The sequence below is a fragment of the Paenibacillus sp. FSL R5-0914 genome (assembly GCF_038004525.1).
In the GTDB taxonomy this organism is placed as follows: Bacteria; Bacillota; Bacilli; order Paenibacillales; family Paenibacillaceae; genus Paenibacillus_AQ.
Genome location: NZ_JBBORH010000002.1, coordinates 1,471,123 through 1,490,827 on the forward strand (window position 1 = coordinate 1,471,123; position 19,705 = coordinate 1,490,827).

19 protein-coding genes are annotated in these 19,705 nt (G+C 42.9%); 6 read left to right on the forward strand and 13 right to left on the reverse strand.

The genetic code is table 11. The annotated features are described in order from the left end of the window. Positions 1 to 18: 18 nt before the first annotated feature. Positions 19 to 1,170 (reverse strand): iron-containing alcohol dehydrogenase, encoded by a 1,152-nt coding sequence (locus tag MKX60_RS22685; RefSeq protein WP_341061040.1) that lies wholly within the window; start codon positions 1,168 to 1,170, stop codon positions 19 to 21. Positions 1,171 to 1,489: 319 nt separating this feature from the next. Here MKX60_RS22685 and MKX60_RS22690 point away from each other — a divergent pair, with 319 nt between their 5' ends. Beyond that, positions 1,490 to 2,245 carry a DeoR/GlpR family DNA-binding transcription regulator gene (locus MKX60_RS22690; RefSeq protein WP_042194054.1) on the forward strand — a complete coding sequence of 252 codons (756 nt, stop codon included), beginning with the start codon at positions 1,490 to 1,492 and terminating at the stop codon, positions 2,243 to 2,245. Between the two features lie 86 nt (positions 2,246 to 2,331). Here MKX60_RS22690 and MKX60_RS22695 read toward each other — a convergent pair whose 3' ends face one another. The 3 genes from MKX60_RS22695 to zwf form a co-directional block, all read right to left on the reverse strand. Then, a complete protein-coding gene (locus MKX60_RS22695; protein WP_341061041.1) occupies positions 2,332 to 2,976 on the reverse strand; it encodes a class I SAM-dependent methyltransferase in 645 nt (214 codons plus the stop codon). Between the two features lie 166 nt (positions 2,977 to 3,142). Further along, the gene (gene gnd, locus MKX60_RS22700) at positions 3,143 to 4,036 is read right to left on the reverse strand and encodes a phosphogluconate dehydrogenase (NAD(+)-dependent, decarboxylating) (protein WP_042188983.1); all 894 of its coding nucleotides are present in this window, start codon (positions 4,034 to 4,036) and stop codon (positions 3,143 to 3,145) included. 72 nt (positions 4,037 to 4,108) lie between these two features. Continuing rightward, positions 4,109 to 5,644: a glucose-6-phosphate dehydrogenase gene (zwf, locus tag MKX60_RS22705; RefSeq protein WP_339796281.1), complete on the reverse strand. Its 1,536-nt coding sequence runs from the start codon at positions 5,642 to 5,644 to the stop codon at positions 4,109 to 4,111. A gap of 771 nt (positions 5,645 to 6,415) precedes the next feature. On the opposite strand from zwf, the gene MKX60_RS22710 reads away from it, so the two are divergent. Then, positions 6,416 to 7,303, forward strand: a complete 888-nt coding sequence (locus MKX60_RS22710) for a fructose bisphosphate aldolase (RefSeq protein ID WP_341061042.1) — start codon at positions 6,416 to 6,418, stop codon at positions 7,301 to 7,303. Between the two features lie 144 nt (positions 7,304 to 7,447). Here MKX60_RS22710 and MKX60_RS22715 read toward each other — a convergent pair whose 3' ends face one another. Further along, positions 7,448 to 7,825 (reverse strand): DUF1304 domain-containing protein, encoded by a 378-nt coding sequence (locus MKX60_RS22715; RefSeq protein ID WP_042188986.1) that lies wholly within the window; start codon positions 7,823 to 7,825, stop codon positions 7,448 to 7,450. 296 nt (positions 7,826 to 8,121) lie between these two features. On the opposite strand from MKX60_RS22715, the gene MKX60_RS22720 reads away from it, so the two are divergent. The 4 genes from MKX60_RS22720 (at position 8,122) to MKX60_RS22735 (ending at position 10,694) form a co-directional block, all read left to right on the forward strand. Next, complete coding sequence (locus MKX60_RS22720; protein WP_341061043.1) at positions 8,122 to 8,790, forward strand: DUF559 domain-containing protein; 669 nt, start codon at positions 8,122 to 8,124, stop codon at positions 8,788 to 8,790. A gap of 365 nt (positions 8,791 to 9,155) precedes the next feature. After that, positions 9,156 to 9,491 carry an AraC family ligand binding domain-containing protein gene (locus MKX60_RS22725; RefSeq protein ID WP_341061044.1) on the forward strand — a complete coding sequence of 112 codons (336 nt, stop codon included), beginning with the start codon at positions 9,156 to 9,158 and terminating at the stop codon, positions 9,489 to 9,491. A gap of 97 nt (positions 9,492 to 9,588) precedes the next feature. Beyond that, on the forward strand, positions 9,589 to 9,771 hold the full coding sequence (locus MKX60_RS22730; protein WP_341061045.1) for a hypothetical protein: 183 nt from the start codon (positions 9,589 to 9,591) through the stop codon (positions 9,769 to 9,771). Beyond that, positions 9,768 to 10,694: a glycoside hydrolase family 88 protein gene (locus tag MKX60_RS22735; protein WP_341061046.1), complete on the forward strand. Its 927-nt coding sequence runs from the start codon at positions 9,768 to 9,770 to the stop codon at positions 10,692 to 10,694. Before MKX60_RS22730 ends, MKX60_RS22735 begins: the two co-directional genes overlap by 4 nt. Before the next feature lie 103 nt (positions 10,695 to 10,797). On the opposite strand, the gene MKX60_RS22740 is transcribed toward MKX60_RS22735, so the two are convergent. The 8 genes from MKX60_RS22740 to MKX60_RS22775 all read right to left on the reverse strand — a co-directional run bounded on the left by MKX60_RS22740 (position 10,798) and on the right by MKX60_RS22775 (position 19,514). Beyond that, complete coding sequence (locus tag MKX60_RS22740; RefSeq protein WP_341061047.1) at positions 10,798 to 11,859, reverse strand: glycoside hydrolase family 76 protein; 1,062 nt, start codon at positions 11,857 to 11,859, stop codon at positions 10,798 to 10,800. A gap of 12 nt (positions 11,860 to 11,871) precedes the next feature. After that, complete coding sequence (locus MKX60_RS22745) at positions 11,872 to 12,927, reverse strand: glycoside hydrolase family 76 protein (RefSeq protein WP_341061048.1); 1,056 nt, start codon at positions 12,925 to 12,927, stop codon at positions 11,872 to 11,874. A 33-nt stretch (positions 12,928 to 12,960) separates the two neighbouring features. Further along, positions 12,961 to 13,848, reverse strand: coding sequence for a carbohydrate ABC transporter permease (locus MKX60_RS22750; protein ID WP_340970470.1), 888 nt, complete (start codon positions 13,846 to 13,848; stop codon positions 12,961 to 12,963). Between the two features lie 32 nt (positions 13,849 to 13,880). Continuing rightward, entirely contained in the window at positions 13,881 to 14,768 is an 888-nt protein-coding gene (locus MKX60_RS22755; RefSeq protein ID WP_341061049.1) for a carbohydrate ABC transporter permease, read from the reverse strand. A gap of 65 nt (positions 14,769 to 14,833) precedes the next feature. Next, positions 14,834 to 16,138, reverse strand: a complete 1,305-nt coding sequence (locus MKX60_RS22760; protein ID WP_341061051.1) for an ABC transporter substrate-binding protein — start codon at positions 16,136 to 16,138, stop codon at positions 14,834 to 14,836. A 42-nt stretch (positions 16,139 to 16,180) separates the two neighbouring features. Continuing rightward, positions 16,181 to 17,446, reverse strand: coding sequence for a glycoside hydrolase family 125 protein (locus MKX60_RS22765; RefSeq protein ID WP_341061053.1), 1,266 nt, complete (start codon positions 17,444 to 17,446; stop codon positions 16,181 to 16,183). A gap of 234 nt (positions 17,447 to 17,680) precedes the next feature. Further along, positions 17,681 to 18,865: a GntR family transcriptional regulator gene (locus MKX60_RS22770; protein ID WP_341061055.1), complete on the reverse strand. Its 1,185-nt coding sequence runs from the start codon at positions 18,863 to 18,865 to the stop codon at positions 17,681 to 17,683. Positions 18,866 to 19,091: 226 nt separating this feature from the next. After that, positions 19,092 to 19,514: a VOC family protein gene (locus MKX60_RS22775; protein ID WP_076283449.1), complete on the reverse strand. Its 423-nt coding sequence runs from the start codon at positions 19,512 to 19,514 to the stop codon at positions 19,092 to 19,094. Positions 19,515 to 19,705: the final 191 nt, after the last annotated feature.

A 19,705-nucleotide genomic window follows, 5' to 3' on the forward strand; every position in this document is an offset into this window, starting at 1 on the left:
CCTAAAGTAAGGGATGAGTTATAGTATTTTTTTGAATAGTGCAATGACTTCTTCCTTCGTTGGAATAAAAGGGTTACCCGGTGCACAAGCGTCCTTCATGGAGTTCTCTGCTAAAAGATCAAGATCGACCTCATCTACTCCAAGCTCGGATAGTTTAGATGGAATGCCTACTTCTTTAGACAACGCCTTGATCGACTCAATTACGAAGTCCGCGCATTCCTTATCAGTTTGACTCTCAACGTTTAACCCCATCGCTTTAGCAATAGCCCTGAATTTCTCAGGCACATATTTGGCATTCTGTTCTTCCACATATGGGAGTAGCATTGCGTTACATACGCCATGTGGCAGATCATATACACCGCCAAGCTGATGCGCCATCGCGTGCACATAACCAAGCCCTGCATTATTGAAAGCAAGTCCGCCTAGGAAAATCGCATACACCATTTGCTCACGAGCCTCAATATCATGGCCATTCTTCACGGTACGGGCCAAGTTAGCGAAAATAATCTCCACTGCGGCTAGTGCCGTAGCGTCAGTTACCGGATAAGCCCCTGGCGTTACGAGTGCCTCAATTGCATGCGTCAAAGCGTCCATTCCTGTTGCTGCCGTAAGTGCAGCGGGTTTATCAACCATAAGCTCTGGATCGTTAACTGAGATTGTAGCAATACTGTTCTTATCCACCATTACCATCTTCACTTTGCGTTCTTCGTCTGTGATTACATAGTTAATAGTGACTTCAGCTGAAGTCCCTGCGGTGGTATTCACAGCAACGATCGGCAGCGATTTATGTTTCGACTTGTGTACGCCCTCATATTCTTTGATGTGACCGCCATTTGTGGCAAGGATACCAATGGCTTTGGCAGTATCCTGTGGTGATCCACCGCCGATGGAAATCAGATAATCACAATTCTGCGCTTTGAGATAATCTACGCCATCGTGGACATTTTTACAGGTCGGATTGGGCTTCACTTCATCATAAATGGCATATTCAATCCCCGCTTCGTCCAATACCGCCAGCAATTTACCGGCAATGCCGCTCTTCATAAGAAATTTGTCTGTAACTACAAGTGCCTTCTTCAAATTAAGTTCTTGAATGTAAGGACCAATCTCCTGTAAGCATCCCTTGCCCATAATATTGATCGATGGAACGTAATACACATGCGTGCTCATTGCTTGACCAGCCTCCTAATGAGTTCAATAATCGTTGTATTCCGTCTGCTGCGCCTCAGGCTGGCCTCTGAATAGCAGCTGGGCCGGCCTTGCATCACACTAACTCGATTAATCTCTAAGGGAATTATTCCCTTCTTCATCGTATGCCTCTAAATCTTTATTGTCAACATCTTAAATATTATTTATGTTGTTTTTGTTTGTTTTATATCTGTTTTGTGAATGTTATTGGAAAGTACAGATGTTTTTAAGTTGTTTTTATTGTAAAACACAGATATTAAGCGCTATGATTGTAAAATATAGCTTTGGAAAGGTGATTCCTATGCTTGCAGCCGAAAGACGCAAAAAAATAATAGATCTCGTCCATCAAGATAAACGCGTTCTAGTCTCCGATCTAAGTAAAATGTTTGAGGTCACTGAAGAAACGATACGCAGAGATTTGGAGAAGCTAGAGAAGGATGGCATCCTTAGTCGTACCTATGGCGGTGCTATGCTGAATCGCCATACGAATGAGGATCTGCCTTTTGTTACACGTAATGCCTTGAATACAGATATTAAACGGGGAATCGCCTTGAAGGCGCTCGATTTAATCAATGATGGAGATACATTAATGGTAGATCCAAGCTCTACAGCCTTTGAGTTTCTAAAATTGCTGGGAAACAAAAACAATCTAACCATCATCACAAATTCTATTAATATTTTGCATGAGTTCTCGAATTCAGGGATGGATATCATCTCTACTGGCGGTTCACTTCGTTACCGATCGTTGTCGCTGGTGGGACCGGTAGCTCATGACACCATTCAAAGATACAATGTGGATACAGCTGTAATCAGTTGCAAAGGAATGGATATGGAACGAGGCATCACAGATTCCAACGAACCGGAGTGTGAGCTCAAGAAGTACATGCTACGACAAGCCAATAAGGTCATACTCCTGGCGGATCACACCAAATTCGATAAAACTGCTTTTACAAAGCTGGTTGAGCTTGGCCATATTGATTTCTTGATCACTGACCGTAAGCCTTCTGAAGCTTGGCTAAAACGTCTGAACGAGGACAATATTGAGGTTCTCTATTGACAGAGGTAATAACATACTGAGCCTAATTTAAAAAATGCCGTTCCCCAGTGAGCTATGGGTGACGGCATTTGTTGTATTTTTCATCCTTATCTTTCCGTAGAAACCCGAGTAATTGATTTTACATCTATGGAAGAATGAATATGATCTGCCTGCTTTACTTGTGTAGAAGCCTTCTTCCTACAAATATAAACAAGCGCTGGCGGGAAATTTAACAGCACCCATTTAACACTCACAATATCAAAATGCTGCATTAATTCCTTCTTCATTTGAGGAAAATATTCAAAAGTGATGAACCAGCCGCCCTCTTTTAAAGAAGATATGATTTGCTCAATGTAAAGCGTCCGATCTGAGGCTGAGAAATTCCTAAAAGACAAACTGCTTACAATGCAATCTAACTTCTCCAAACTTCTATTATGAAGCGCAAGTCGTAGCCGCAGGCAATCGTTAAAAAAAATACGGTCAGGGAAATTAAGTCTTAGTTGATGACGAAAATCAGAATCCTTCTCAAACAGGAGCACATTCATCCCGGTCTCTTTCCCGCTTGGAATAAATCTTGTGATGGCTCCAGTACCAGCACCCAGCTCAGCTATATTATGCATTTGTTGCCACGGAATGATGTCGAGCATCGTTTTTGCCAGCCAGCGCGAACTGGGAGTAACGCTTCCTAGTTGTCGGGGCGCATGCAGAAATTTATACAGAAAATGAAGTCTTTCTCGAATTCCGCTTCGCATGTCAACTCCCCCTTATCGTAATTTCCCCATCTAACTCTAAAATATGTTAAAAAGGTTAAAGTCGTACTCGATCTATTCTCTCCATTTATTAATTTTTGCAAAACAAAAGCCCAAATCTCACCTCAGAATGAATTGCGAGGAAATTCGGGCTAATGATTAACATTAATTACTTCGTTTCAACGGCATGTCCACCAAATTCATTCCGAAGCGCAGCCACTACTTTACCAGTGAAGGTATCAGTCTCAAGTGAACGGTAGCGCATTAATAACGCCATCGCGATGACCGGTGTTGCTGCTTGCAGATCAAATGCAGTTTCGAGCGTCCATCTGCCTTCTCCGGAGGAGTGCATAATCCCTTTGATCTCATCCAATTTAGCATCTTTCGAGAACGCACGTTCAACCAGTTCCATCAGCCAAGAACGGATGACAGATCCATGATTCCACACCCGAGCGACTTCCTCAAAGTTGTAATCAAACTCACTCTTTTCCAGCACCTCAAAGCCTTCACCGATGGCAGCCATCATGCCGTATTCGATACCGTTATGAACCATTTTTAGAAAATGGCCACTACCAGCTTTGCCGGCATATAAAAAGCCGCTTTCCACAGCTGTATCACGGAAGATGGGCTCAACAACCTCCCAAGCTTCAGGATCTCCACCAACCATGTAACAAGCGCCGTTACGCGCTCCTTCCATCCCTCCGGATGTACCTGCGTCCATAAAGCTGATTCCATGTTCCTTCAATTGCTCATATCGGCGAATGGATTCCTTATAATGTGAATTGCCCGCTTCAATAACGATATCTCCTTTTGATAACAAAGGTGTGATCTCAGCAATGACAGAGTCCACAACCTGATGTGGAACCATAATCCAAATGATTCTAGGCGTTTCCAATTGTTGTACCAACTCAGGGAGCGTTACTGCTCCACTGGCACCTTTAGCTTTCATTTCCTCTACAGCAGGTGCATTCAAATCAAATGCAACAACCTCATGTCCATGATCCAGCAAATTCTGGCCCAAATTGAAGCCCATTTTTCCTAATCCAACTAATCCTACTTTCATGTAATTCCCCTCCGATATATAGATTCTTATGATGTAATTTCTCCAAAATTGGTAAAAAAAACAGGCAGGGGCTTACGCCCCTGGCCGTATAGATTCCTCTGTTGCTGCAACTTCTGCCTGAGCAGAGAGAACTTCTGTCTCCTGATCTGCCTCATCGAACCACCAGCGATCTTCACCCAATAGCTCCATAGCTGCATCTGGACCATATGAACCTGAAGCATAAGTGTGAAGTGGCATAAGCCCCTCTTCCATCGCTTCCTGGATAGGTGTAACCCACTGCCATGACAGTTCTACTTCTCTCCAGTGAGCGAAGAAGGTAGCATCTCCACGAAGTGCATCGAAGATTAGATTCTCGTAGGCTTCCGGAACATCTGAAGTACCCGCTTCATAAGTAGCGCGGACAGGCTCAAGCTTTCCTTTTTGCAGCTGATCTTTCGTGTTAAGTTGTAGCGTTATGGCTTCATTCGGTCCAATCTCGATAATCAGCAAATTCGGTACGTCATTTCCTTTGTTCAAGTTATTACTATCATTAAACGGTTCTTTAAACTCAATAACAATACGTGTGGATTTCTCCTTCATTCTCTTACCTGTACGAACGTAGAAAGGTACATCATTCCAGAGCGGATCATCTATAAATAAACGCGCTGCGATAAACGTCTCATTTTGCGAGGATTGGTTAATGCCTGGCTCATTCAAATAACCTGCAACAGGGTTCCCTTTGATTTCACCTTCTGTATATTGTCCACGGACAACATGTTTATTAACCTCATCTTTGCTAATTGGAATAAGATGCTCCATGACGTATATTTTCTTCCCACGGATTTCTTCAGGTGTACTGCCTTTAGGAAGCTGCATTGCCATCATCATCATCAACTGCAGCATATGGTTCTGGAACATATCACGAAGTGCGCCAGCTTTATCATAATAGCCTGCCCGCTCTTCAACGCCGACAGTCTCACTCGCCGTAATTTGAACATTCGCGATATATCTATTTTTCCACAGCGCTCTTAGCACTGGATTAGAATACTTCAGAACTTCTAAATTTTGCACCATCGGTTTACCTAGGAAGTGGTCAATCCGGAAGATTTCTTCTTCAGTAAATACGGCATTCAAGCTATCATTCAGCTCTCTTGCTGATTTCAAATCTGTGCCAAAAGGCTTCTCAATAATCAGACGCTTCCAGCCTTTCGTGGAACCCAGACCGCTTGAGTGAATATTAGCTGCGATTTCCTTGAAGAACTCAGGACCCACAGACAAATAGAACATCCGATTCTCCGGAATATTGAACAACTGCTCGCGACGTTTAACATGCTCCAGCAGCTTGGAGTAATCTTCGGTATTCCCTACGTCTAGTACGCTATATTCAAAAGCCTCCAAGAACACCTGCAATTGCGGTGAGTCAACGGCTGGTTGTCTAGAAAAAGTCTGTAAGGATTGCAGTACTTGCTTACGGAAGGCTTCGTTCGAAACTTCTCTTCTTCCTAATCCAATCACAGAAAGAGGACCTGAAATTTGACCATCTAAAAAGAGGTTATATAGTGCAGGATAGATTTTACGTTTTGCCAAATCTCCTGTAGCGCCGAATAGCACAAATGTTGATGATTCCACTTTCATTCCTCCTGTTGTTATACATTATTTATATACTTACTTTTAATTACTAACATACTCAGTAGAATCAATCATACGACTGATATTTTCATACGTCAACCTCATTTCGACATTTACGAAAAGTTATTATTTTCACAAAGCTATGAATTGGTAATTATGATTAATGTCACAAAGAAAATAGTATTGGATCATTCGCATTAAATTACTCGGATATTCATGTTGATTAAAGAAAAATCTCAATCCCAGTGCGGCTTTAGCCAATTTCGATCCACCCCCTCCAATTAGAAAATCATCACACCAGCCACTTTGTAACAAGAATAAAATTTCCAGTCGCCACCTTTACTCGTGTTCGCTCGTATCTTCAAACTAACTTCAAGTAATTGATCATTTTGAAATGGACGACGTCCATAAAATATTACAAATCGATCTTGCTTTTAATCTCAACTTAGATTTTTAAGCATAAAAAAGGTCATCTTCGAGGAAGATTATCAGAGTACGCTTCGGAGAGATGATAAGAGCTATACAGTCCGATTTCTCTCAAAAATGCGCCAACTAAACAAATAGCTGCAATGCAGTCCTTTACGTCAACTCGCGCTGATCTCCTTGGTTGAATCGGACTCAGAAGTCCTTAATTCTTTGGTTGCTACCAACTCATGTTGGACGGTTACCTCCTTGTTCACCCTGCCTCTTGTTTAAGGCCAGTATTTTAAGTGTTATAATTAAAGAACGCATGAATTTCCATTCAGTTTACGAAAGGAAGGAGATTTTTTCATGAATATGAAGCAATGGGATCGAATTCGGACGGGACAGGGATTTATAGCTGCCTTGGACCAAAGTGGTGGAAGTACACCTAAAGCGCTGCTGCAATATGGCATTAAAGAGGACAGCTACTCCAATGAAGATCAAATGTATGCAATGGTTCACGAGATGCGAACGCGCATTATCAAGAGCCCTGCATTTGATTCGAAGAATATACTGGGTGCAATCTTATTTGAGAACACAATGGACCGTCTCATCGACGGAAAATATACTGCTGATTATCTGTGGGAGGAAAAAGGCATTGTCCCATTTCTGAAAATCGATAAAGGACTTGCCGAGCCAGAAAACGGGGTACAGCTCATGAAGCCAATTCCCGGCTTAAGTGATCTTCTGAAGCGGGCCAACGAACGGAATATCTTTGGAACGAAAATGCGCTCGGTGATTAAAGAAGCCAATCCTTCCGGCATCAAAAAAGTAGTTGAACAGCAGTTTGAAGTCGGCAAGCAAATTTTAGAAGCGGGACTGGTTCCGATTATCGAGCCTGAGGTTGATATCCATTCTGCTGATAAAACAGCGTCGGAAAAGCTGTTAAAAGAAGAACTTTCAGCTCAATTGTCTAAGCTGGGCCAAGACGTAAAGGTCATGCTTAAGCTCTCCATACCCACGGAGAATAACTTCTACCGCGAGTTAATGGACGATCCTCACGTTTTAAGAATTGTCGCTTTGTCCGGCGGTTACACTCAAGCTGAGGCCAACGATAAGCTCGCCCATAATCAAGGATTAATCGCCAGCTTCTCACGTGCTTTATCGCAAGGACTAAGTGCCGGGCAGTCAGACGAAGAGTTTAACGCACTCCTCTCCAAATCTGTCGAAGCGATTTATGCTGCATCTATTCAATAAGTAGCCCTTCCCCTCGTGAAGACGTAAGACATAAAAAGGCTGTTTCCCTGACAGGATATTACCTGCTGGGAAACAGCCCTTTTTTTTAATTTGGATTAACTTTTTTAAGGGTATTGCTAGCAAACAGTTAGTTGCCGCTTCTGCTTAAGTCACAGGAAAATAAGTCGAAACTACTAGTATTAAAGCGATGAAAGCTGGAAGGCCTTGCATAAACAAAATAGATTTTTTCACCGTCAGTGCACCATAAATCGCCGCCACTATAACAGTGCAGAGGAAAAAGATTACAACTTGGTGGCCGAAATTCACATTCGGATGAACCAGTCCCCAAATTAAACCAGCAGCTAAAAATCCATTATACAACCCTTGATTCGCTGCTAGAGTTTTAGAAGCATCCGCAACTTCCTGCGTCATTCCAAAAACTCGAAGCCCTTTGGGCTTTGACCAAGCGAACATTTCCAGATAGACAATATAAATATGTATTAACGCAACGAGACCGACCATGATATTACCTGCTATGATCATTTGATTAACTCCTCTTAATTTAGTTTGTGTGCAATTTAATTGTATCACATATTAATTAAAAGATGTACATTCCATCATCATTTTCATATTAAAGCCACTCAAATCCCCTTCTTAGTAATCAACAAAAGAATGCGGAAATCAAGCTACTGATTTATGAAGTTTTTAAAGTCCTATTCGTCTGGTCAACTAATAGAATCTTAACTATAATTAAATGTACGAGACGAAGAACGTCCCGATTCATTCCTTTTTGAATGGATCGGGACGTTCTTTTGTTGATTAAGGGGGAATGATTAAAGATGAACTTCGAAACGGCGCATGCTTCATTTATTCAATACCATTTACAAAAAAGATCAGGGGAACGCAAAGGTCGCTTGGAACGTGGACATCGGGAAGCGGAGAAGCTATTTTGCCGCAACGTTTGGTGGTCTCTTCGATTGAATTTTGACGATCTACATCCAGAATTCGAAGTGCTCGATTGGCGGGGTCAATCCTATTTCTGTGACTTTGCATACATCACTCGGTATGTGAAGCTAGTCATCGAAATCAAAGGTTTTGGTCCACATGTTCGAGATATGGATAGAAATAAATACTGTAATGAATTGAACAGAGAAACCTTCTTATCTGCAATGGGATTTCAAGTTATTTCATTTGCATACGACGACGTCGCTAGTCGTCCCGAGATTTGCATGACACTGTTGCGAATGCTGCTTAGCCGATATCAGTCAAAATCTTCTCCAGTTAGTCTGGAGAGTGTGGCGGAACGGGAAATCATCCGACTTGCCTATACGCTTGCTCGCCCATTACGCCCAATTGATGTAGAGATTCATTTAAATATCAATCATCGATCAGCCGTTCGAATGCTGCATTCCCTCTGCACCAAAGGGGCGCTCTCACCTGTAACCGGACCAGAAGGCAAATATGTTGTAAAGTATGAACTCCAGCCCAACGCGATGAACCGCTTGTAGAAATCCTGCAATTTTACATCTTTTAAGTCCTTTATTCATCCACGGAGGAGTTTTCCTGCATAAATACAGTTTTTCACTAATTTTATAGATAACCAAGGTTAATTTAGAGTCATATTCCTGTATATTTGCAGCAATATCCTTAACCAACACCTAATTAACTGATAAAAACTGCACTTTTGCAGTTTTTAAGTCGAGTTCAGCTTTAAGATTTTGAATTCTGGATTCTGGCCTTCTGTTTATGTAATCTAACATGGCGACCTGTCTCCCGATAGAATTACTCAATTCATTTTATTGTATCGCTTTCATAACCCTTAAAGTTATAATGGAATAAAAAAATGTTTGTATTTTGTCATCTTGGAGGGCCTATGAAGCAGCTATTCGAACCCGTTGTTTTTGTAGAACATAAGCCCTTAGTTTGGGATTACAAAATATATACAGACGACTATTACAAAGGTTATTATCACTGGCATCAATGCTGTGAAATCATGTTCGTGCATGGCGGGCAGGGAAATGTTGTTGTCAATCAGCAGATGTACGATATCCGCAGGGGGATGTTATTCTTTTTCCAGCCCTATCAGCTGCACCGGATCTATTCTGAGGTCTCTCCCGCTTGTCCTTTTGAAAGATCCATCTTCTATATTGATCCACATGTTGCGGAGAACCTGCCAACATTTTCACCATCCTCCAACCCTTTATCATGACAATATTCAAACATTTCATTGTAGCAAAACAAAACTTTTCAGCCGCTAGGAAAGCTATACTCATAATATCTTAACCACCACACTGGAGGCAGTAATTATGACATCATCCTATTGGCAAGAGCTTATGTGCAGACTCGACACAAAAGTAGAACAGATGGTAGAGCAGATTGGTGACAAATGCCCACATTTTGCAGGGAAAGATGGAAAATTTGATGTTATGGTTCAGACTGGTGGACCACAGGCTTCTGGCCTGGGCTCCTCTGGATCATGCATAATATGACTGGAAAAGACTTATACAAGGAAGCCGCTTGGCATTGGGACGGAACCTTGGAAGAATGGTTTATCAAACCAACGGTTGAGATGCATCACGATGTAGGATTTCAATTCCTTCCGACGGCTGTAATCAAACATACGATTACGGGTGACGAAGATGCCCTGCGTAGGGGGATTGAAGCGGCGAATTTCCTCGCTGCCCGCTATAATCCTGTAGGCAAATTCATCCGCGCATGGAATGAAGATAAATATGGCTGGGCAATTATCGACTACATGTTGAATATCTCTCTACTGTTCTGGGCGAGCAAAGTAACTGGTGATCCACGGTATAAGCATATTGCTAGTAGCCATGCAGAGACGACGATGCAACATGGTATTCGCGAGGATGGATCAACCAAACATATTCTATCTTTCGATGCGGAGACCGGGGCATATATTGAGAATTTTGGCGGTCAAGGTTATTCAGCTGAATCCTCATGGAGCCGCGGAACGGCTTGGGGGCTGTACGGCTTCATCAATACCTATCGCCACAGTGGAGATGAACGGTTCTTGAACACCGCTAAGCGGATTGCCCATTATTTCATCTCGGCTTTACCTGAGGATCAAGTTCCTTATTGGGATTTCCGTCTAGCGGATGACGAACGGATGTTCAAAGATAGCTCTGCGGCATCTATCGCCGCTTCAGGTTTGTTAGAGCTTGCAGCAATCGTACCTGTAGGCGAAAAAAGCCTCTACGCTAATGCAGCGGAGCGAATTCTCCGCTCACTGACCGAAAATTACGCGACTTGGGAGCAGCCAGAGTATGAAGCGATTTTATTGCATGGAACGGGCAGCGGCACTTCCTTTATCGATGTATCGCTGATCTATGGAGACTACTATTATATTGAAGCTGTCGCTAAATTGAATGGTTGGAAACATCGGATTTTCTAACAGATAAACGATTAATTTAAAATAACAAAAAAGAAGCCTCTCTTTTTTAAATGGAAGAACAATGCACCATTTCAAAAGAGAAGCTTCTTTATACGACTTTAAGTTACTTCTCCATGAGTACAGCGGCCCCTTCCAGCAACATCAAGCCACTGAGTTGAATGCTCAGTTGAACCGGAAGCTCCGGTTTCAATTCCCACGATGGACTACAAAGACCCAGCTGTTTATCCAGACCTTTTTCCCATAACTGCTGAGCATTGGCCATGATTACCTCACGAATCCCGCTAGCCTCAGGAACCTCTCCACAAAGTTGAACCAGATAACGAATCAGAATCCCTTTGAATAATCCAGTATCATCGATGCCTTCATCAGGCAACATCATATTCATCGGATCGCATAGACGATCAATACATGTACTAGCAGTTCGATTCGCATCTTCTAAGTAATGGACATCCCCTGTATTCTTATACAGCTCTAAGCCCGCACCTAGAAACACTCCCTGACAATAAGTAAATTCCCAATCGAAATCAATCTGGCCATCCCCAAGTCTGTTCATTCCATCCCACACAAAACCAGTCGCAGGATCCACTAAATATGTTTTGTTCCATTCATAGATACGGAGTGCCCACTCCAGATCCTCCTGCTTTTGAAAAAGTTCATATAACCTAGCTGCTAGAATGACGGCTGGTGCATTGGCAGGTGTGTTTTTATAATCGAGCTGATCCTTCTTCCAGGCCAAACCGCCTCCAAAATGTTCATTCCAAGCTGATTTTATATCCTCCCATAGATCTAGCACAGCGTCTAAGTAGGCTTCATATCCAGTTACCCGATAAGCTCGTAGCAGCGCCAATGCCGTCCATTCCATATCATCATAGTAATTATGCCTGAAAGTCCCACCGTTATAAGCTTGGAGATGTTCACTCAATTCCTTGATTCTCAGTAAATATGCAGGATCTCCGCTACGCTCGTAGCCATCCACTAGAATATCAATGACATGAGCCTGCCACCAGTAATAAAAATTCTCACCTGGAACGTTATACTCTCTGGGATACCATTGATTCATGATCCCCGTCTCCGCATTATAATAATTACGTTCTAGACATTGTTGGAACCACTCCGACCTTTCCTGCCAGTTAAGCGCTTCTAGGGCTTCTTTAGCTTGTGTCATTAAAAGTTCACCTCAAATCTGATCCTTAGTTAATTCAGCCATCTTCTCCAATAACTTCATTGCACTAAGTTGGGAGCTGAGCTGAATTACACCAGTAGATGACAAAGTCCAATCTGTGCCAAACAAAGCTTCGTCCTCTGACTTTCCTTGCTCCCAGAGAGATTCAGCATTCCTACGCAGAAAATCGACAGCTTCAACAGCTGCGACATCAGCTTTGACCCATTCTGCCGTATACCGAATCAGGATTCCTTTGAACAATCCAGCATCTCCATTTCCTTCGTCTGGAAGTACACCGCCCTTAGCCTCAGCAAGCTCATGAGCAGCAGCGGAAAAAGTTAATCGAGCATCCTCCAAATAGGATGGGTCCTTAGTGATACGATAGAGTTCTACAGCTACGCCAATATAGATACCTTGGTTATAGGAGTATCTCCAATCCTTATCGATCTGGCCATTGCCCGTGCGATTCATGCCATCCCATACAAAACCCGTCGTCGGGTCTACCAGATGCTCTTTTTGCCATCTATAAATTTTTAGCGCCCATTCTAGATTCTCAGCTTCACCGAAGGCTTGATACAAACGAGCCGCCAGTATAGCTGCTGGTGCATTGGCAGGTGTGTTTTTATAATCCAACTGTGACTTCTGCCAAGCGATCCCACCACCCATATGCTCGTTCCAGCCTGTCTGAATGTCTTCCCATAAAAGAAGGGCTGTATCTTTATAAACTTCCTCTCCTGTTGCTTGATAAGCACGAAGCCACGCGAGAGCCATCCATTCCATATCATCATACAATTCGTTGGGCCATACTCCCCCATTTCGCTGAAGAAGACCTTCATGAAGGGCGGAAAGCCGTTCGGCATACCATTCCTCTCTAGTTCGCTGTATTCCATCTACCAATACATCCACAGCATGAGCCATCCACCAATAATGAAAAATGGTATTACATTCTCCGTTTGGACAAGGTGTTTCTATATTGTACATTTTGATCGCGTCATTCCAGAATAATGAATCTAGCGCAGCTTGTGCTTGATTCGCCCGTTCCTCCCAAATCCCGATCTCCAATTGGTTCATATAAACTCTCTCCCTGATTCGATTTTTATAGAATTAACCTTTTATACCACTGAATGCAATCCCCTGCACAAAATAACGCTGTAGTGCCAGAAAGAGCACCAATATCGGCAGAATCGCAACAAGCGCACCAGCCATCATTGGACCGTAATCCGTTTGGAAATTATAGGAGAAGGCTTGAAGTCCCATCTGGATCGTTGCTTTATCCGGGTCATTTAGTACAATCATGGGCCATAGGAAGCTATTCCAGCCCGCTTGAAAAGTAAAGATGCTTAAAGTCGCCAGCGCTGGTTTGGTCAGCGGCAAATAAATACGCCAAAATATCTTAAACTCTCCACAGCCTTCGATCCGGGCCATTTCCATCATGTCACTAGGTAGGGTAAGAAAGAATTGCCGCATAAAGAACACAGCAAAAGTTCCTGAAGCTCCCGGAAGAATAATTCCCCAGAAGGAGTTCATCAACCCGTTCCCCCCACTGCCAAAAATATCGTTACCTCCGAAAAATGGAATATGACGCATGACATAAACTGTAGGAATCATCGTCACAATGCCCGGTATCATCATCGCCGCTAGCAGCACGCGGAATATTGGCTTATTGAGCTTAAAATTCAACTTTGCGAATGCGTAGCCACTGATCGAACCAAAAAACAGATTCGCCAGTACACCCGCTACAGCAAGCACAAGTGAATTCCAGAAAAAGAGGGCAAATGGAACCGTTGTAAACGCCTTACGATAGTGCTCTAAGGTCAAATGTGAAGGAAACCACCGAATGGGCATGGCGAATATCTCTTCGTCAGGCTTCAAAGATGTAAGAACACTCCAATAGAAAGGTAGAAACATTACGATTGCAATAACAATGCACACTATATAATAAATAGATTTACTTAAGCGTCTTTTTAATAACGAACTTCCACTAGTATCCATACCTCTATCCCCTTTCTGCATGACAAGCCCGCTTATACAATGGACTCCTCCGCCTTTGTGATCCGCATGTTTATAAGTGAGAATATGAGAATCGCCACAGCAAGCACAAAAGCTTGTGCAGACGCATACCCCATTTGCAATTGATTAAAGCCCTGTTGATAGATCAGATAAACTGGAGTTTTCGTCATATTCGCTGGACCACCCTGCGTCAGCACAAAAGCTTGGTCGAACAACTGTAACGCACCAATGATTGCCATCGTGCTGACTAGAAAGGTCGTAGGACGTAGTTGCGGCCAAGTAATATACCGGAAACAATCCAGTTTATTGGCACCGTCCAGCCTTGCGGATTCATACAAATAGTCAGGCACACCTTGCAGACCTGCCAAGTAGATAATCATATTAGAACCTACCGACTGCCAGAGGGTAAGCATAATAATGGACAACATCGCCGTTCGGGTCTCGGATAACCAAGCTGGACCTGTAATCCCAACATAGGACAACAATCCGTTAACCAAACCAAATTCAGGATACAAAAGCCAGATCCAAACGGTAGCAGCAGCAACGGCGGATGTAAGAGTTGGCAGATAATTCAGAGTGCGGAACAGCTTCACCCCACGCCAGCTTCGACAAAGTAGAATCGCGAGGAGCAGCGAAATCAGGATATTTAGCGGAACGAAAATGATCGAATAAAAAAATACATTTCGGAATGTTTTCCATAACAAACTATCTTCTATCAAACGGCGATAGTTATCAAAACCGATCCAATCATTTCTACTAAGTACATCGTAATTGGTAAAGCTTAAATACAACGCCATTACCACGGGGATGACCGTGAATACTGTAAACAACAATATCGTGGGTGTAATAAACAGATAAGCCGTCCGCGCCTGATGTTTCTCTAGCTTTCTGATGGAAGCCATTTCAGCTACCCCCTCCTAAGCAAAAGGGAGGCAAGACCTCCCCCTTACTTCAAATGTCTTACTTATTACTTCACGACCTCATTATCCTTAAGCATTTTGTCGCCTTCTTCTTGTGATTTCTTCAAGGTTTCGTCAATACTCAGCTTGTTCTGCTGGTTTAGCTGCAAATTGGGTGCCAACGCGTCGGTTTCCATCACGGAATAACCAGGGTGGTTTGGACGAACCTTAGCGAACTCCAGTGTTTCTAGAAACGGCTGCCACTTGGGATCATCTTTGAAGAATGGATCTTCCATAGACGGCTTATAGCCAGGCAGATTCAGACTGGTCTTGGCCCAGAGCAATGCGTTATCCTTGTTCGCTGTCCACCATTTAATGAACTCCCACGCCTCTTCCTTATGTTTGGAGCCTTCTGGAATCACCAGACCAAATCCACCCATAACACTGCCTTTATCCCCGTTTGGTCCAGCTGGAGGGGGAACGATTCCATAATCTAGATCTTTACCATATTTGTTATAAGTGCTGAGCATCCACGGACCGGAATACAACATAGCAACTTTGCCTGTGACAAAAGCATCTTGCCCTTCCCCAAGTCCAAGCTCAAACCCTACTTTATACACCTTATCTTTGTTCATCAGGCGATCCCAGAACTCTAGCACCTGTTTGCCTTTATCATTATTAAAATTGGTCTTTCCATCCTCCGTAAGCATGGTACCGCCAGCCTGTTGAAGATACATATTAAAAAGCCCCAAATCCCCCATTGAAAAACCTGCAATTTCCAATTTATTGCCGTTCCATTTGGTGAGCTTCGTAGCAGCCGCCTCTAGCTCATCCCATGTTGTTGGAGGCTGAAGTCCTGCATCTGCGAGCAGCTTCTTATTATAGAAAAGAGCACGAGCATCTACGGTAAGCGGCAGCCCATATAATTTGTCATCGTATGAAAGCTCACGAAGGGATTCGCTGTAGAAGTCATCTTTGGAGATACCGTCACGCGTTAAGTATTCGTCAACAGGATGCAGGACGTTTTTTGGAGCATACAATGAAGTTCTCCAGCGATCCCAAAACAGCACATCAGGAGTGCCGCCATTGGTTGCGGAAGTCAGGAACTTCGTGATCATATCCTGCTGCAGCACATACTTTACATGAATCTTATCCTGAGATTTATTAAAGGCATCGACCATAGTCTCAAATTGTTTCTGTCCCTCACCGCCCCAATCCCCCCAGAAGGTAAGCTCCGTCTTTTTTCCATCACCGCTCCCTGATTTACTTGCAGTTCCGGACTCTTTACCGGTAGACCCATTACTGCCACCGCAGCCCGTAGCAAGTGAAGCTGTCATAACCAAAGCAAGTGTGGTAACAAGCCATTTTTTCATGTTCTCTATCCCCTTTAGAGTCGATTGAAAAACTTGTAGACATTAACCCCGCTTAACTTGTAACCCGCAGCGCATAAGCACCAGCTCGCAGAACATCATATTTGCCCATGAGAACCATGGACGTGTAAATTCGTCAGGATTATCCACATGAAACCCTTCATGCATAAATCCGGTGCCCGCATCCGTCTTCTCCAGAAGATTAAGTAAGGATTCCTGTTCCTCATTGCTGGTAGATGTCATTCCCTGGATCGCTAAAGCTATAGGCCAGATATAACGACTAGGCGTATGTGGACTTCCAATACCTGAAGCCTCCTTTCCAGCGAAGAAATAAGGATTATTGCTACTTAGAATAAGCTTTCGGGTATTTTTGTAGATAGGATCATCGGCACTCACATAAGACAAATAAGGGATTGAGAGCAGACTCGGCACATTTGCATCATCCATCAAATTCACCTGTCCACGGCCATCTACTTCATATGCATAGACTGTCCCAAACTCTGGGTGGTCTACGATTCCATACTGGCGTATTCCCTCATTAATCTGTTCAGAAAGTCTTCTAGCTTTCAATTCCAGTTCCTGATCCCTTAGGATCTCTCGGGCAATTTCACACACATACTCTAAAACAACCACAGCGAACATATTGGCAGGAACCAAATACCCGTATTCACAGGCATCATCGCTAGGACGAAATCCAGACCAAGTCATTCCTGTATATGCTGTCAACGTTCCTTTGCCTTCACGCACTAATGTATCCGTAGGTGGACAGTTCATCCGTTGAAAAAGATAATTGGAATCGCTCTCATGTTTCTGTTCAGTAGTCCACAATGCAATAATTCTTTCTACACCCTTAACAAATGAATCATTAAACTGACTAGTTCGGCCCGAATTCTTCCAGAGCAGATAACCCAGTTGGATCGGATAGCATAATGAATCAATCTCATATTTTCTTTCCCATACTCCTGGGCTCATCTCTGTAAGATCCTCCTGATGGCCATTTCCATTAACTTCTTCATTGAACGCATTGGCATAAGGGTCAAGCTGGATGCAGGCGAATTGTCTTTGTACAAGTCCCTCAATCATGTCCGCAATTTCTTCATCCTCGGAGGCAAGGATCAGAAAGGGTCTAACCTGAGCTGCCGAGTCCCGCAGCCACATCGCTGGAATATCTCCGGTAATGACAAAAGTAGTGCCATTCGTCATTCTTTTTAAGGTTGTATTCCAGGTGTTAGCCATACATTTCTCGAACATTTCGGCTAATTTTGGACGATCACTCAGCTGTGCTTTTACATTAGATGCCAGTATCTTCATTGATTCAGGGATTTCTCTGGTTGCTTTCAGTTATAATACCCCCTTTTTCTTTTTCCTTTGAAGCGCTTTCACAAATTAGTATATTGTCATGCGGTTAGTATGTCAATATGTTTATTTATTGATAATGATATATCAATACTTCTATAATGATAAACATCTATCTAAAACAAACAAAAAAACCCATCCAAAGAGATAGGTTTTTATAACAACTAATTTATGGATAATCGCATAAAATTAATTAGAATTAGATAGTTTAGCAGAACCCGTAGATTCACCAGAAATCAACTCAGCTTCCAATATTATCTTATTCGATACAGTCTGTCCGTTCATAATTTGCAGGACATTCTCAACTGCCAGTCGCCCCATTTCTTCTTCATTCTGCCGCAAATGAGTGAACGCATAACCCGATCCGAGTGGAGTTGGTGGACTATCAAAGCAAATGATCGAAATATCCTCTGGAATCCGCAGCCCAAGTCGTTCAACCGCAGTTCTTGCCAGCAGGGCAATATTATATTCCACGGCAAAAAGCGCCGTTATTGTTGGATTCTCTTGTAAATGAGAAACTAGCCGTGAGATATCGTGTTCAATATTCTCATCATTAAAGGAATTTGGTAATGTTGAGGTTAAATCACTAACCCACAACCCCTTATCTACAGCTATCCCCCGCTCCGCATGTGCTTGTATAAACCCCTCCACCCGCTCCTCAAGAGCGGTCGTATCCGCTGGAGGTGGAGAGAGGAAAGAGATATGAGTATGCCCGAGATCAAATAAGTACTCCGTCCCTTTAAGTGCAGCTTTTATGTTATCCGTGCCGATCGAAGCAGCCGCTACTCCTTTCAGATGGCGATCTACCAGAACTAAAGGGAAACGGCCGATCACCAATTTTAGAATCTCAGCATTAAAAAATTCGCCTTGAGCCGGAAAAACAATCAGACCATCCACACCCAAGCTAAGCAACTTCTGAATAGACTGTTCTTCGTTCTCTGGTACGCCAAATGTTCTTCGTAGAACGAGGAAGCAATCATTATCACGGGAAGCCTGTTCCATCCCATAAATCAAGCCTGTTCCATAACTGTTGCCAAAGTCGGTAATAATCAGACCAATCGTTTTCTCTTCGTGGTTAAAGGAATTAAAGGGAGTATCGTCGGAAATCGTCTCAGGAGACATAGCTGATTCTATGTAATCGATTGCTGGATCAGCCACAAACGAACCTCTTCCCGGTTTTCTCACAATCAAATGCTCGGCCGCTAGCATTTCCAGAGCTTTTTTACTCGTAATCCGACTTACATTATAGGTTTCGGCCAGTTCTTTTTCTGAAGGAACTCGCTCCCCTTGTCCATAGGATTTATTAACAATAAGCTGCTTCACTTCATCAAATATTTTTTCATACATCGGTTTGGATGACGTTGTCTCATTCATAACTTTCGTTATCTCCTGACTCTAATTTTTTCATCTTTATACATAATAATATATCATGATATATTAAGTTTGTCGACATTTGTACTGAAGCAGTTGAAAAAAGAGGGAGGAAGGGTTCAGAGTGTAAAGCGAAAAAATTCTAAGATTCGTATAGAAACAGAGATAAACCGTATTCTGAGAATACGGTTTAAGAGAGGCTAAGTAACAAAGCTCTGAATAGACTCCTTTAATTCTCGAGCTCCCAGTCTGGATTCCATGCGACTTCCCACAAATGCCCATCGGGGTCCATAAAGTGACCGGAATACCCTCCCCAAAAGGTATCATGTAAAGGGTCAACGATCTTCGCACCAGCCTTTTGAGCTAGCTCCATAACCTGATCTGCTTCTTTTTTACTTCCTACATTGTGGCCAATCGTTATTTCTGTTGAACTGGCTGGGGATAATGGAACCTTTGCCTCATAGGCCATATCTTTCCGATTCCAAAGTGCCAGCTTCAAGCCTGCCTGCAAATCAAAAAAGGCAACCGCTCCATGTTCAAATTCTTTGCCAATGATCCCTTCGGTCGGAAATCCTAATCCATCCCTGTAAAAAACCAAAGCTCTCTCCAAATCATCCACGCCTAGTGTTATTACTGTAATTCGGGGTTTCATCTATATCAAGCCTCCTATTTTCGCTTCGTTAAATTGTACGAGTGCGCTCATTAATTGTGTTCAGTACTTCTTCCCAATGCATCTTCATCTGCTCTCGCATAACTGGATGGACCATTTTTTCTTGATAAGATCTACTATATTCATAGATAATATCAAACCACATTCCGCTTAACAAGTTTTTACACTTTTGT